The sequence below is a fragment of the Arthrobacter sp. EpRS71 genome, from assembly GCF_001512285.1.
Classification (GTDB): domain Bacteria; phylum Actinomycetota; class Actinomycetes; order Actinomycetales; family Micrococcaceae; genus Arthrobacter.
In genome coordinates this window covers 1-13,784 of the sequence record NZ_LNUV01000002.1, presented here as the reverse complement: position 1 = coordinate 13,784, position 13,784 = coordinate 1, and the positions used below count along the sequence as shown (strand labels likewise).

Sequence of the window (13,784 nt, the reverse complement as noted above, 5' to 3'; positions counted from 1 at the left end):
TCAACAGATAGGTGCCGCATGCCGGGGCACGATCAGGACGGCGGGACCACAACGAGCTGCGCCAACGCCTCTGCACGCGCTGCCGCCAGGGTGGCATCGTCCGGGCACGACAGGGAAACATAGACGGAGGACGCGGGGGCGCTGAACAACCTGGCCAGGACCAAGGCCGGCTTGCCACCTGAAGCTGCCGAAGATTCCAAACCAAGGAACTCCACGCTGTGTTGGGGTTTATCGGACCCTTCTCCCCAACGCAACGACGCGGGCCTCAGAGCGTCCAGCGCACCTGCATTGAGGTAGGTGAACAATTCCTTGGTTGACGCGGCGTCGTCGCCAGCAACCACCAGCGGGCCCTGATTCACGCTGACCCGGACCGCGAGTGTGCACCCGTCCGTCTTCTTGTATCTGTTTTCGCCCTGCAACGCGGAATGAACCACCGACCAACCTGGAACCTCCTCCAACCGCGTGGTAACGGTCACGGGGTCCCCCGGGGCCAAAGTCCCTCCCGCCGCGAGCGGCAAGTCCTTCGCAGCCACAGCGGCCGCGTCGTGCCCCGGAGTGATGGTGGGAGTTGCCAGCGTGGATAACGACGGCGACGGTTTTGGCGCAGCGGGATCAGGGACGTTGACGCTGCAGCCGGCCAGTAGAACGCCGGCGGCTCCGATGGCAACCGGGCCGGCCAGTCGTCGTCGAACGTTGCTCGCCACTATGTCTCCTTGCCGTGCAGTCTGGAATAGGGTGTCGGAACCTTGCCGACCGACTCGCCGCGCAGTTCCCGCGGCCTGTCACCGCGATCGAGTCTAGCTGCCCGAGGCAGCGGGGCTAACTATGCGAGAACCCACAAACCCGCAGGAACTAGGTCGACGTCCACAGGCAATTCGGCGATTCGCTCGCCGTCCGCGTATGCCACTACTCCTGCGGCTTCCAAACGCACCTTCCGGACGCGCCGGATCTCCACAGCGGGATGGCTGGTGTGCTCCCCGGCGAAAACCTTGGGAAATACGGCCAGGAAACGGAGTCTGGACAGGGGCTTGACCACGAACATGTCCAGCCAGCCATCATCGGGCACCGCCTCAGGGGTAATCTTCATGCCTCCGCCAATGAACTGTCCGTTGGCCACCGAAATGAGCAGGGCAGGTTGAAGCCAGGTGACGTCATCGGCAGTGACGGTGTAGCTGATCCGGCGGAAAGAGAGCAGCTCCCTAAGCATCGCAAGGTTGTAACGGCTCTTTCCCCTGGGCCAGCTCCACGAGTTGGCCCGCTCGTTGACGGCGGCATCGAACCCGGCGGAGAGGACTCCGGCGAAGTACGTCGTCCGGCCGCCTGCGGTGATCCTGCCGGCGTCGATCCTGCGTCCGCCGGTTTCCAGCGCATCCAGCAGTCGGCCGCACGCGGCCCGGGGGTCTTTCAAGGGCAAAGCCAAAAGCCGCGCCACGTCATTGCCTGTCCCGCCGGGAACGATGCCGAGGGGGATGTCCAATCCTGCGAGCGCATTCACGCCCAGGTGAACCATGCCGTCGCCGCCCACCACTACCAACGCCTTCACCCCGGTGCCCAGCGTCCGGTCCACGGATCTGCGCAGGGCGTCATAGTTTTCCGCTTCAAGCACGACGACGTCCCACCCGGCTGCGCGGATGAATTCTGCGGCTTGGTGCCCGACACTGCGCGTACGACCAAAAGAGGCCGCGGGATTAATGGCAACAGCGATTTTCATCGGCGTACTGAAGGGGTTCTCGTCCGCCGGAGGTTTCACAGCCTGAATTATGCCAGCGGGAACCACACGCCCCGTTACCGACGTTCACATAGTGGCTGGATAAACTTGCCAGTACCGCACCTCTTCAGAGGCGCGACCATCACCATAGAGAAGGGCCCGTGCTTGGCCGAGGGCAGCAGTTCGCACTATCAGGTTCTCCGCGTTTCCGTCACCGCTACGGACAAGGAGATCAAAGTGGCCTACCGCAAGGCTGCCCGGAAAGCCCACCCCGATCATGGCGGAGAAGCTGAGATGTTCCGGCGCGTGACCCTCGCGTACGAAACGCTCATTGATCCCCGGCGCAGGGCCGACTACGACCGACGGTACGCCCAGGGCGCTTCGGGTGTGAGCCAGCCCCGGCCCGGTGATTACTCAGGTACCGCCGCCCCGGGTCCTTCCGCCACCACAAACGTCAAACGGCCCCAAGCCCAGCGCAACACTGCCGGTGATCCCGCGGTGTACGTTCCCTCCTTTGACGATCCCAGCGAGGTTCCGCTCATTTCAGCGGCGGAAGCGGCCCGGCAGGTTCACGGACTCCCCCGAAAACGGGGCATTTTTGGTGCCGAGGCCCGTATTCAGCGCGAAATGCGCACGGTCCAGCTCATCAGCCGGCAAGTCCTGCCCGCCATACCCGCAGCCCGGCTGATCAATGGCCTGCGCTCACCGTCGGATAACAACCACATTGACCACGCGGTCCTTTCCGGCTATCGGCTGGCATTGATCGGTTCCATGCTGTTGCCCAAAGGCGCCTATGCATGGGACGGCCATTCACTGCGCCATGGCGGCCGTTCGGTGGCTCCTCCACAGCTCGCCCACATCGTGCGACACATGCAGGACCTCTTTCCGGAACTCAATGTCACCGGCTGGGTGGTCCTTCACAGTCCTGACGGAAATCTTCACGAACCCGTCATCGACCAGTACGGCAAGGGACAGTCGAGCAACAATGCAGTGGAGGTAGTCAACGCTGCGGGCCTGGTGAGGGGACTGAAGCAATTCCTCAGTTCAGGGCCGGCGCCCAACACCGTGGTAGTGCCTGTGTTGGCCCGTCTTCTTCGCGGAATGCACTAAGCCCGCCTACGCTGCGTGTGCGTCCACCCTGCGTCAACCTGCCATGGGCCACCGCGACCAGTCCGCAGGCTGACTAGGATGTAACAGTGTTCCGAATCCTCTTCCACACCCCAGAAATCCCGGGCAATACGGGCAACGCCATCCGCTTGGCCGCCATCACAGGGGCTGAGCTCCACCTGGTGGAACCTCTCGGCTTCGATTTTTCCGATGCCAAGCTGCGCCGCGCCGGTCTCGACTACCACGATCTCGCGGTAGTCACGGTGCACAAGGACATAGACGCCGCATGGACAGCCCTTAAGCCCGAGCGCGTTTTCGCCTACACCTCCGACGGCGAGACCTCGTACACGGATATCAGCTACCGCGAGGGGGACGTCCTCATGTTCGGGCCGGAATCCGTGGGACTGCCGGACTGGCTCAAACAGGACCCGCACGTCACGGCCCGTGTCCGCCTTCCCATGAAACCTTCCTTGCGCTCACTGAACCTTGCCAATGCTGCCTCGATTGCCGTCTTCGAGGCCTGGCGGCAGAACGGATTTGCCGGCGCCAAGGTCTAGCCCATCCAACGGGGCATCTGCACCGAATACCTTATGCAGGAACAAGTCCTGCCGTGGATATTCATCGAGGGAGCCTACGTGAGCGCGCTGCAGACCAGGGTGATGACGGCAAACCGCTGCACCGCCGCGCCGTCGACGCAAACCCGTGATGCTGCCGGTTTCAGACGGGAGCACATATGCTGGACGGTGATGGACATCCCCAACAATCCCGGCCCCCCGGTCTTCGAGGCCACCGGCAGCGCGACAGACTTGAACTCGCAACTGACTGCTTTGCTTGAGCTCCTGGCAGGAGGCGACCAGCAGGCTTTTGCTGAGTTCTACCGCCTGACCTCGCGGCGCGTCTTCGGCATGGCACGACGCGTCTTGATAGACCCTGACCTCAGCGAGGACGCAACTCAGGAGGTATATCTCCAAGTATGGCAAGGTGCAGCCAAGTTTGACCGCGCCGCAGGGACCCCGCTGGCTTGGCTCATGACCATTGCTCATCGACGAGCCATTGACCGGGTCCGCGCCGTACAAGCGGCAACGGACCGCGAAGCCAAGTACGGCGCTGCGAGCCAAGACCCGGACCGTGACGTCGTCGCGGAAGAAGCCGACACGAATCTTGAGGCGGAGGCGGTCAGCAGATGCCTCGGCACGCTGACGGACACCCAGCGTGAATCAGTCCGGCTCGCCTACTACGGCGGCCTGACGTACCGTGAGGTCGCCGAGCACCTCGGCGCGGCCGTCCCGACCATCAAGTCCCGCATCCGTGATGGACTGCTGCGACTGAAGACCTGCCTCGGGGTGGGTTGATATGACCGAAAACACCGGTGGAGGCTTTATCCGCAGAATGTTTGCCAACGACATCGCTACCGACCTCGCTGAGGGCCGAGTCCTCGAGCTGGCGGAAATCTACGCCCTGGACGCCTTGAGCGACCACGAACGGGCCATGATCGACGACTACCTTACCGATACCCCGGAACGCACTGAGTTCCTGGAGCGGGTCCGCGAAGCGCGCGAAACCCTGGCCGTCAGTTTTGCCCCCGAGGAAGAACCGCCCGCAGGTCTGTTCGACAACATCTTGGAGCGCATCACCAAGGATGCCGCCGCCCAACCCCTCGAAGAGCCGGAGGCGCCCTCGGTGGCAAGCCCCGCCGTCGACGACCTCGCAGCCGCCAGAATGAGGCGTGAGGAGCGTGCACGCGCCGGTGGCGCGCGCCGATGGATCATCGGCGCCGCGGCTGCAGCAGTGATTGCCCTCGGGGGGATCGGAGTAGGCACCTACGTCACGGCACAGAACGACCCCGTCAACCAAGTGCTCCAAGCGCAGGACGTCCAAAAGACCTCTGCGCCCGTTCCCGGCGGTGGTACGGCCACCATCTCAGCATCATCGGCGAAGGATTCCTTCGTGGTTCTGATGGATGGTGTAGCACCCGCGCCGGAAGGCAAGGTCTACCAGTTGTGGACCCTCCCCAAGGACGGCTCTGCCCCGGTGCCGCAGGGCACCATGGATGCCCAGACGCTGTCCAAACCGGCCGTCGTGAAGGGCTTGGCGTCAGCTTCGTCCGTAGCCATCACTGTGGAACCCACAGGCGGATCGAGCGCCCCCACCACGGACCCTGTTCTGGTGGTCGGGCTCAGCGCCTGACTCTTGAAAATTCAACGCACGACGGCGGCCGTCCCCTCAGTGGGACGGCCGCCGTTGTGCTTTCACTCGGCTTCTTCGGCAGCTACACCACGAGTGATAGAAGCATCACGAAGCCGAAGCCCACGACGGAGATCAGGGTCTCCATCACCGACCAGGTCTTGAAAGTCTGCCCAACGGTTAGCCCGAACAGTTCCTTGACCAACCAGAATCCGGCGTCGTTGACGTGGGACAGGAACAAGGAACCTGCGCCAATAGCCAAAGCCAACAGAGCTGCGTGCGTGGGGCTCAGGCTGCTGGCAAGGGGCGCCACAATGCCCGCCGCCGTCACAGTGGCCACGGTTGCCGAACCCGTGGCCAGGCGCAGGGCCACTGCCACGATGAAGCCGAGCACCAGGACTGACATGTTGGCACCCTCGGCCCATTTCTTGACGGCGTCGCCCACGCCGGCGCCAATCAGGGTTTGCTTGAAACCACCGCCGGCACCCACGATGAGGAGGATGGCGGCAATGGGTCCCAGGCTTTCACCCAATTTGGCTGTGATCCTGCTTCCCGTGAAGCCCACCGCATATCCGAACGTTACGATCGCCAGAAGGACTGCCAGTGTCATGGCCACCAGGGGCTGGCCCACGAAGTCGAAGAAGATCCTGATGGCCGGCGCCGTTTCAGGGTTTGGCCAGATGATGCCGCCCAAAGCCTTCAACAGCATGAGGACCACCGGGAAAATGATCGTCAACAGGGTCACCAGGAACGACGGCTGGCGCTTCACTTCGCTCAGGTCCGCTGAGTGCCGGGTGTCGATGCCACCGGCTACGGCGGGCGCGTCAACGGGGACCCAGCGGGCAGCCAACCGTGAGAAAAGCGGACCACAGATGATCACTGTGGGAATCGCTACGAGGATGCCCAGGCCCAGCGTCGTTCCCAACTCCGCTTTGACTGCACTGATCGCGATCAGTGGTCCCGGGTGCGGTGGCACCAGCCCGTGGAGGACCGAGAGTCCGGCCAGCGCCGGGATCGCGATGCGCATCAGTTTCATTTTGGATCGCTGAGTCACCAGGACGATCACCGGAAGCAACAAGACAAGCCCGATTTCGAAGAACATCGGCAGTCCGATGATGACGGCTACAAGCGTGATCATCCAGACCAACTTGTTTCCGCTCGCCTTGGCCAGCAACGTGTCCACCACACGGTTTGCGCCACCTGAATCGGCCAGCAGCTTGCCGAGCATGGCCCCCAGGGCAATAAGCAGGCCAACTTCCTTGAGGACTCCCCCAACGCCGTCCTCGAAATTGGTGATGACTTTGCCCAGCTCCACGCCTGACGCCAGGCCAACAAAAGCCGAGCCCAGAACCAGTGCAAGGAACGGATGCAGTTTCAGTTTGGCGATCAGCACCACAATCAGTGCGATGCCCAGCGCTGCGACCACCAGCAACTGGGTGTCATGCGCCGTCCATTCCTGTACCTCTGTGGCGGCCTCCAGGAACCTCACGAAGCGTTCGTTTCGGTACCGGCAACTACAGGGTGCAGGCCGAGGCGTTCAATGACCTCGTCCGCTTCTTCGGCAGGAGACGCCGAAACACACAAGGAGATGTAGCTCTCGTCCTCCGTCGGTTCCTCGAGGGCGTCGAACTGCGATTCCAGGAGGGACGGCGGCATGAAGTGGCCGTGCCTGGAGGCCAGACGATCGGAAATCTTGTCCTTGCTCCCCTGCAGGAAGACGAAAACCACGTTCTCGCCGCGGAGCACATCGCGATACCTCTTTTTGAGTGCCGAGCACGTAATGATTGCCGGCGTTCCGGCATCCGCGCGCTCACGGATCCACTCCGAGATGATGCCCAGCCAAGGCCATCGGTCCTCATCGCTGAGAGCCAGCCCCGATTGCATCTTGGCCACGTTGGACTCTGGGTGCAGGTCGTCCCCCTCGGCGAGATCCCATCCAAGCTTCCCGGCGAGAACGCCGGCCACGGTGGACTTGCCGGAACCGGAGACTCCCATAATCACCAGCACGGGTTGTTGCGCAGTCTTCGCCATCAAAGTCTGCCTTCCTCGAATAAATATGATTTAACCGAGATCAAGCATATGACACGGGTTACACCACGGCAATGTCAGAACCCTGCGATGGTGGTGGATCCGTTGACTGCAACTACGTGGAAGAACTCAGCGCTCGCTCCGTCAGGCAGGCCGGCCCGCTCAGCATTGCCCAGCATCATGCCCCTGACCATGCGGTCCATTCCCTCGATATCGGGATGCTGGCTCGCATGGACCCTGATGGCGTCAAGCTTGGCGTCCACATGCTCCGAAACATCCACAGAATGGTTCTCCCTGGACTCCGGGCTGGAGATAAACCACAGCCACGGCAGCTTATAGGCCTCAAGTCCGGCCTCAGCCAGTTCCGGGTAGGCGAACGGATTCTCCACTGCCGGATACACCGCCCGGGTCACGGCTTCCCCCGCTGCCAGGTGGTCCGGGTGGCTCTTCTGGAGGCGGTCCCAGTTCCGTTCCGGGTGCATGGTCAGCACGATGTCCGGACGGATTTCGCGAATCAGCTTCACTACCTGCTTGATGACGCCATGCGTCGGTTCCAGGTACCCGTCCCGCTCATGAAGGTAGTGGATATCCGTAACACCCACCAGAGCAGCTGCGCGCTTTTGCTCCTCGGCCCGTAGATCAATGATCCGTTCGCGGTCCGCGGGGTCGAAACCGCCCGCATCCCCATCGGTCATGATGCAATAACTGACCTCGACCCCGGCAGCCGTCCAGGCCGCAATGGTTCCTGCAGCACCAAAATCGATGTCATCGGGATGGGCAGTAAAACAAAGCACCCGCTCAACGCGCTCCGTGGAAGCGTCGAACGGGCTCTTTGCTGACGGAACGTCAGTAGGCAAAGGGATCAGCCTTTCCGCTTCTGGATTTCGGCAGTGGCCTGCGGCAGCACCTTGAAAAGATCCCCGATGATGCCGTAGTCCGCAATCTCGAAGACAGGCGATTCTGCATCCTTGTTGATGGCCACGATGACCTTGGAGGTCTGCATGCCCGCCTTCTGCTGGATAGCACCTGAAATGCCAGCCGAGATGTACAACTGCGGCGACACCGTGACGCCGGTCTGGCCAACCTGTGCATCATGGCCAATCCAACCTGCATCGGTGGCAGCGCGGGATGCGCCAACAGCTGCGCCCAAGGCATCCGCGAGCTCCTCAACGGGCCCGAAGTCGCCATCCACGCCACGACCGCCGGCCACGACGATCCTGGCCTCGCTGAGGTCCGGCCGCCCGCTGACAGGCTTCTCGGTGCGGGCTGCGATGCGTGCGGAGTTCGCCAGGCCTTCGGCGGGAACCTCAACAATGGCAGTGGCCGGTGCAGTTGCAGCACCGGCCGCAGCAGGTTCCACGTTGTTGGCCTTGACCGAAAGAACGGTCACCGGAGTAGTGGCTTTCGCGGTGGTGTTGTAAGAACCTGCCAACACCGACTTATGCGCAGTACCGTCAGCCTCAACGCCCACCACATCGGTAATGACACCGGCGTTGAGCTTAATGCCAAGCCTGCCCGCAATTTCCTTGCCCTCAGGCGAGTTATCCACCAAGACCGCCGTAGCGCCCGACGCAGCCACTGCAGCGGCCAGATAGGCAGCCTTCGGCCCCACCAAGTAATTGTCGAGGTCGTCCACCGACGGCTGGAAAACCGTGGTGGCGCCGTACGCGCCCAACGTCGCGGCGACGTCGTCGTTCAACTCTCCGGTGAACGCGACGGCGGTCTCCCCCAGCGAGCGGGCGATGGTCAGGAGCTCCAAGCTGCTCTTCTTAAGAGCTGCTCCCGGGTTATCAATGAAAACAAGTGCATTTGCCATGGTTGGAGTCCCCTTTAGAGCAGCTTCTGTGCGGCGAGGAAGTCGACCAGCTTGATGCCGGCGTCGCCGTCGTCGGTAATGATGGTTCCTGCTGTCCGCGGTGGGCGGGCCTCTGCAGACTCCACCACCGTCCAAGAGCCGGCCAAGCCAACCTGTGAGGCGTCCACACCAATGTCAGCCAAAGACAGGGATGCGATCTTCTTCTTCTTCGCGGCAAGGATGCCCTTGAAGTTGGGATAGCGCGGCTCGTTGATCTGGTCCGTGACAGAAACAACTGCTGGAAGCTGCGCTTCAACCGTTTCCGAGAAGGCGCCGGCGTCGCGGCGGGCGCTGACCTGGCCGCCCGAAACCTCAAGCGTTGAAGCGAACGTGACCTGTGGGAACTGCAGGCGCTCGGCAAGCTGGGCCGGGATGAGCGACGTCTCGCCATCGGTGGAGGCCATGCCCGTCAGGACGAGGTCCACCGGGCGGCCATCGGCTGAGATGTGGCGGATCGCAGCGGCAAGCGCCAGCGAGGTTGCGGCAGCATCCGAACCCGCCAGAGCGTCGTCGCTGAGGTGGACACCGGAATACGCACCGATCTGTAGTGACTTCTTCACGGCATTGACCGCACCGGACGGGCCCATGCTCAAAGCAATGACCTCATTCCCGGCCTTCGGTCCGCCGCGTTCTTCCGCCAACTGGAGGGCTGCCTCAAGGGCGTACTCGTCCAGTTCAGACAAGATGCTCTCATCACGGTCTGTGGTGTTGCCAGGGCCGGTGATATGCCGGTCGAACTGGGCGTCCGGGACGTGCTTGACCAGAACGACAATCTTCAATGTCTCTTCCACTGTCTTCGAAGCAGCCTTCCATGCTTGTGGACGGCCAAACGCAACAGCGTGGCCGTGGATTGCCCAACGCGTGGGCTCGTCCTAGCTAAGCATATTGCCCGCAGAAAACCACTCCCAGCGTTAAGCCCTGTTTCAGCTACGCGCGATGCTGCTTCCGATGCCACCGTTCGGGCCTGGGCACAGAAACCGGCGGGCGACACCTGCGTGAGGTGCCGCCCGTCGTCGTCAATTCGAGTTGCCTGCTGCTGTTCTGGCTTATTACTGTTGTGCGGCGTCGAGGGTGACTTCAACCTCTTGAGACTGGCCACCACGCTGAATGGTCACCTTGACCTTGGCACCGGCAGGCTGCTCCCGGACTGCTGCGGTCAGCTGGTTGGGATCGCTGACGGCATAGTCACCGAACTTGGTCACCACGTCACCAACCTTGAGTCCAGCCTTGGCTGCAGCCGACCCCGACGTCACTGAGGCGACCTCCGCACCCACCGAGAAGCCCGAATTGCTGCCCGTGGACGACTTCGACCGAACTGACACACCGAACTGTCCATGGCTGGCCTTACCGGTTTCGATGATCTCTTGCGCCACGCGCTTGGCGTGGTTGATGGGAACACTGAAACCAACGCCAATGTTGCCGCTGGACGATTCGGACGTTCCGCTGCCCGCTGAAGCAATAGCCACGTTCACGCCGATCACTTCGCCCTTGCTGTTCACCAGTGCGCCGCCGGAGTTGCCGGGGTTGATGGCCGCATCAGTCTGGATGACGTTGATGGCAATCGAGCCTTCGTTGGCAGTGCTCTGGCTCTGGCCCCCGTTTGGCGGTGCGAACTGGAAGCCTTCGTCGCCGCCCTGGCTCTCATCCGGCGTACCCTCCGGCACGGCCGAGGACGCAACGCTGATAGTGCGGTTGAGCGTGGACACAATGCCGTCGGTCACAGTGCCGGTGAGACCCAAAGGCGAACCGATGGCGACGGCGGTGTCCCCCACGTTGATCTTGGACGAATCACCGAGCGTAGCCGGGACCAGGCCCGAGGCGTCGCTCACCTTGATGACTGCAAGGTCTGACAAAGGGTCCGTTCCAACAACGGTGGCCTTCAGGACCTTGCCGTCGCTGGTACGGACCTCAATGACGGCGTTGGCGGTGGCACCATCCAGGGTGACCACGTGAGTGTTGGTGAGGATGTGGCCTTGGTCGTCCAGGATGATGCCGGAACCCGTGCCACCTTCATTTCCGCTGGTCGCCTTGATGGTCACCACGCTGGGCGAGGCTTTCGCGGCCGCAGCGGTAATGACGTTGACGTCGTCTTTGTTGTTCACGATGACGGTACTGGACTGTCCGCCTGTTGAAGCGGCCGGGGCGGGGTTATCCCACAGTGCATTGCTGCCGGCTACTACGCCGCCACCAATCAGACCCGCCGCAAGCATGCTGGCTACAAGAGTTCCGACGCCGAAGGCCGGCTTACGCTTGGTGTTTACAGAAGAGTGACCGGGGGCTTGCTGGAATCCGGAGCCATGGTGACCCTGCGGGTTCTGGAATCCTTGCTGCTGAGGGTGCGAGGCACTGTTGCCGCTGTTTCCCGGGTTCGAGCCACCGTAGAACGGCTGGTGCTGTGGGTAGCTGGGTCGGTGAGCCGGATCATGCTGCTGCGGAGCGCCGTAGTACTGCGGCTGCTGCTGGGTTGCAGGAGGCTGGAAGGCTGGCAGCGGAGTAGTGGGCTGTGCCGGGTTTTCCGTCCCCGCCCCCTGCCCGGAAGTCCACGCAGGCTGCTGTCGGGTGGCGCCGGCGTCGCCCTGCTCCCCCGTGGTGTCCCGCGGCTCTGATGGCTCGCGGTTCTCTGGTGCATTGCCCTGCGCTGGGTTCTCCGTCATGGGTCTTCCTTTCGTCCTCGTCTTCAACAACTATGTACCCAATAACTGGAACAAAAGCGGACGTTCGCTGGGAGCTTCCTGAAAGGGGCTGCGACCACGTCCCCACAGGTCAATAGGTCCTTCAACGCCTCAACAATCCAGCTCTCTCCTATATTTCGCTGGTGGCATATTCACCCCTGTGGACGGGTTGGGGGGTGCACCATAGAATCAAGAGGAATTGCCACAGCGACCTGCGGCTTTACACCATGCGTGGGGGCGCTGAGCATTCTGTGACGATTGGTACGCCTTGTTCCAGTCGCAGACGTGCTGAAGGGTTGCACATGCGGTCAATAGTTAAACGCGTACTCGCCGTGATCGGCCTGGCTGGAATGTTGGCCCTACCGGCCACCTCCGCTTGGGCGGAAAGTCCGGTAACACTGGATCCGACCACTAAAATCGTGGACTCCGCGGGCGTGCTCGGCGGCGACAAAGCCAAAGTCCAAGAAGCCATTCAGAAGCTTGGCACAGACCACGCCATGACACTTCATGCCGTGTTCGTCAAAAGGTTCGAGAACCCCTCAGATCGCGTCCAATGGACAGAAGACGTCGCGGAGAAGGCCCAGCTCGGCCCGAACGCCCTCGTTCTCGCCGTAGCGACGGAAACACGCCAGTACCAACTGAGCAAGCCCGCCAACAGCAAGATCACCAACGCCCAACGGGATACGATCACCAGCAAGGCAATTGACCCGCAGTTGCGTGCCGGGAACTACGCCCAGGCTGTCATAGACGCCGCGGCTGCCATCGGCGATGCCGCGGGCGGCGGCAGCGGTACGGTTCCCAACGGTAACGCTGGTGTCGGCGTACTTGTGGGGGTCGGAGTTGTAGCTGCAGGCGGTGCCGGCACCTACCTCTACCTGCGAAACCGCAGGAAGAAGGGCGGCACCAAGGCCGTCAGCGCCAGCTACGGCCCGCAAGGCGAGCAGCTTGATCCCCTCGCCGGACTGAGCATTCCGGAACTGCGTCAAAAGAGCGGCTCGCTGTTGATCGAGGCGGACGACGCCATCAAGTCCAGCGAGCAGGAACTAGGCTTCGCCCAGGCGCAGTACGGTGACTCGGCGATCGGCAACTTTACGAAAGCCTTGGAGGAAGCCAAGGGACATATGACGGAGTCGTTCAAGTTGCAGCAGCAGCTGGATGACCACATTCCTGACACCGAAGAACAACAGCGGAGTTGGCTCGGAGAAATCATCCGCCGCTCCGAGGCAGCACTGGCCTCTTTGCGCGACCAGAAGGCGGATTTCGACTCTCTGCGAGAGCTGGAGAAGACTGCGCCGCAGGCCCTGGCAGCGGTTTCGGCAGGCGCCAAGGACGCGGACTCAAAGATCGCCAGCGCAGAACAATCTCTTGAGGGCTTGCGCGCAAAGTACGCCGAGTCTGCTCTGACGCAGGTTTCCGACAACATCCTGCAGGCAAAGGAGCGACTCGCTTTCGTGCAGAACGCAGCCACAGCCGCTCAGGAGAAGTTGGCTGCCGGCGAGAACAGCCTGGCTGCCGTGGCAGTCCGGGCCGCAGAGGAAAGTCTGCACCAGACCAAAGTGCTGATCGACGCCATCTCCAAGACGGCGGGCAGCCTCGATGAGGCCCGGGCGTCCCTGGAAGGTGCGGTCGCCGAAACCAGCCAGGACCTCGCCCAAGCCAGGGCCATGATCCAGTCCGGCGAACACCCGGAGCTTGCGGGGCCCGTGGCCGGGGTTGAAGCCGCTCTGGCTCAGGTGAAGACCGAAATCCAAGGCGGAAAGATTGACCCCATTGCGACGCTTAGCCGCGTGGAGTCAGCCCACCAGGCGCTGGACCAGTCGTTGTCCGGCATCCGCGACCAGCAGGAGCAAGCCCGCCGGGCCCAGGCCTCACTTCAGCAAACCATCATGGCGGCACAGGCTCAGATCAGCGCAACCTCGGATTACATCACAGCACGTCGCGGTGGCGTGGGGACTGAAGCCAGGACGCGACTGGCTGAGGCTCAGCGCAACCTCGATTACGCTCTGTCGATCTCCCGCAATGATCCCGTCACGGCGCTAACTTATGCTCAGCAAGCGCATTCACTTGCTGCCCAGGCAGCCCAGCTGGCGCAGTCCGACGTCGACCAGTTCGGCTATGCAGACCAAGGCCAAGGGTACGGACGCGGTGGCATGTTCGGCGGTGGCGGCGGAGGTGGCGGACTCGGCGGTGCCATCCTCGGCGGCATCCTCATCAACTCCATCCTTAATGG

General features: G+C 62.5%; 13 protein-coding genes. 5 read left to right on the top strand and 8 right to left on the bottom strand.

Annotated elements, in window-relative coordinates; all coding sequences use genetic code 11:
- Nucleotides 1-32: 32 nt before the first annotated feature.
- Together AR689_RS02070 and AR689_RS02065 are read right to left on the bottom strand one after the other, a co-directional pair.
- Nucleotides 33-704 (bottom strand): hypothetical protein, encoded by a 672-nt coding sequence (locus AR689_RS02070; RefSeq protein ID WP_062066142.1) that lies wholly within the window; start codon nucleotides 702-704, stop codon nucleotides 33-35.
- 119 nt (nucleotides 705-823) lie between these two features.
- Nucleotides 824-1,750, bottom strand: a complete 927-nt coding sequence (locus AR689_RS02065) for a diacylglycerol/lipid kinase family protein (RefSeq protein WP_231745408.1) — start codon at nucleotides 1,748-1,750, stop codon at nucleotides 824-826.
- Nucleotides 1,751-1,873: 123 nt separating this feature from the next.
- Here AR689_RS02065 and AR689_RS02060 point away from each other — a divergent pair, with 123 nt between their 5' ends.
- From AR689_RS02060 to AR689_RS02045, 4 genes are all read left to right on the top strand, one after another.
- A complete protein-coding gene (locus AR689_RS02060; protein ID WP_062066139.1) occupies nucleotides 1,874-2,818 on the top strand; it encodes a J domain-containing protein in 945 nt (314 codons plus the stop codon).
- An 86-nt stretch (nucleotides 2,819-2,904) separates the two neighbouring features.
- The gene (locus AR689_RS02055) at nucleotides 2,905-3,372 is read left to right on the top strand and encodes a tRNA (cytidine(34)-2'-O)-methyltransferase (RefSeq protein WP_062066137.1); all 468 of its coding nucleotides are present in this window, start codon (nucleotides 2,905-2,907) and stop codon (nucleotides 3,370-3,372) included.
- Nucleotides 3,373-3,561: 189 nt separating this feature from the next.
- Complete coding sequence (gene sigK, locus AR689_RS02050) at nucleotides 3,562-4,167, top strand: ECF RNA polymerase sigma factor SigK (RefSeq protein ID WP_062066536.1); 606 nt, start codon at nucleotides 3,562-3,564, stop codon at nucleotides 4,165-4,167.
- A 1-nt stretch (nucleotide 4,168) separates the two neighbouring features.
- The gene (locus AR689_RS02045; RefSeq protein WP_062066135.1) at nucleotides 4,169-5,002 is read left to right on the top strand and encodes an anti-sigma factor; all 834 of its coding nucleotides are present in this window, start codon (nucleotides 4,169-4,171) and stop codon (nucleotides 5,000-5,002) included.
- Nucleotides 5,003-5,084: 82 nt separating this feature from the next.
- On the opposite strand, the gene AR689_RS02040 is transcribed toward AR689_RS02045, so the two are convergent.
- The 6 genes from AR689_RS02040 to AR689_RS02015 all read right to left on the bottom strand — a co-directional run bounded on the left by AR689_RS02040 (nucleotide 5,085) and on the right by AR689_RS02015 (nucleotide 11,536).
- Entirely contained in the window at nucleotides 5,085-6,488 is a 1,404-nt protein-coding gene (locus AR689_RS02040; RefSeq protein ID WP_062066134.1) for a GntT/GntP/DsdX family permease, read from the bottom strand.
- Nucleotides 6,485-7,030: a gluconokinase gene (locus AR689_RS02035; RefSeq protein ID WP_062066130.1), complete on the bottom strand. Its 546-nt coding sequence runs from the start codon at nucleotides 7,028-7,030 to the stop codon at nucleotides 6,485-6,487. Before AR689_RS02035 ends, AR689_RS02040 begins: the two co-directional genes overlap by 4 nt.
- Nucleotides 7,031-7,104: 74 nt before the next feature.
- Nucleotides 7,105-7,884: a PIG-L deacetylase family protein gene (locus AR689_RS02030; protein ID WP_062066128.1), complete on the bottom strand. Its 780-nt coding sequence runs from the start codon at nucleotides 7,882-7,884 to the stop codon at nucleotides 7,105-7,107.
- Between the two features lie 5 nt (nucleotides 7,885-7,889).
- Nucleotides 7,890-8,843 (bottom strand): electron transfer flavoprotein subunit alpha/FixB family protein, encoded by a 954-nt coding sequence (locus AR689_RS02025; RefSeq protein ID WP_062066126.1) that lies wholly within the window; start codon nucleotides 8,841-8,843, stop codon nucleotides 7,890-7,892.
- Nucleotides 8,844-8,857: 14 nt separating this feature from the next.
- Nucleotides 8,858-9,661 (bottom strand): electron transfer flavoprotein subunit beta/FixA family protein, encoded by an 804-nt coding sequence (locus AR689_RS02020; protein ID WP_062066533.1) that lies wholly within the window; start codon nucleotides 9,659-9,661, stop codon nucleotides 8,858-8,860.
- A 270-nt stretch (nucleotides 9,662-9,931) separates the two neighbouring features.
- The gene (locus tag AR689_RS02015) at nucleotides 9,932-11,536 is read right to left on the bottom strand and encodes a trypsin-like peptidase domain-containing protein (RefSeq protein WP_062066124.1); all 1,605 of its coding nucleotides are present in this window, start codon (nucleotides 11,534-11,536) and stop codon (nucleotides 9,932-9,934) included.
- A gap of 320 nt (nucleotides 11,537-11,856) precedes the next feature.
- On the opposite strand from AR689_RS02015, the gene AR689_RS02010 reads away from it, so the two are divergent.
- Nucleotides 11,857-13,784 (top strand): TPM domain-containing protein (locus tag AR689_RS02010; protein ID WP_197412792.1); only part of this gene is annotated, 1,928 nt, incomplete at its 3' end.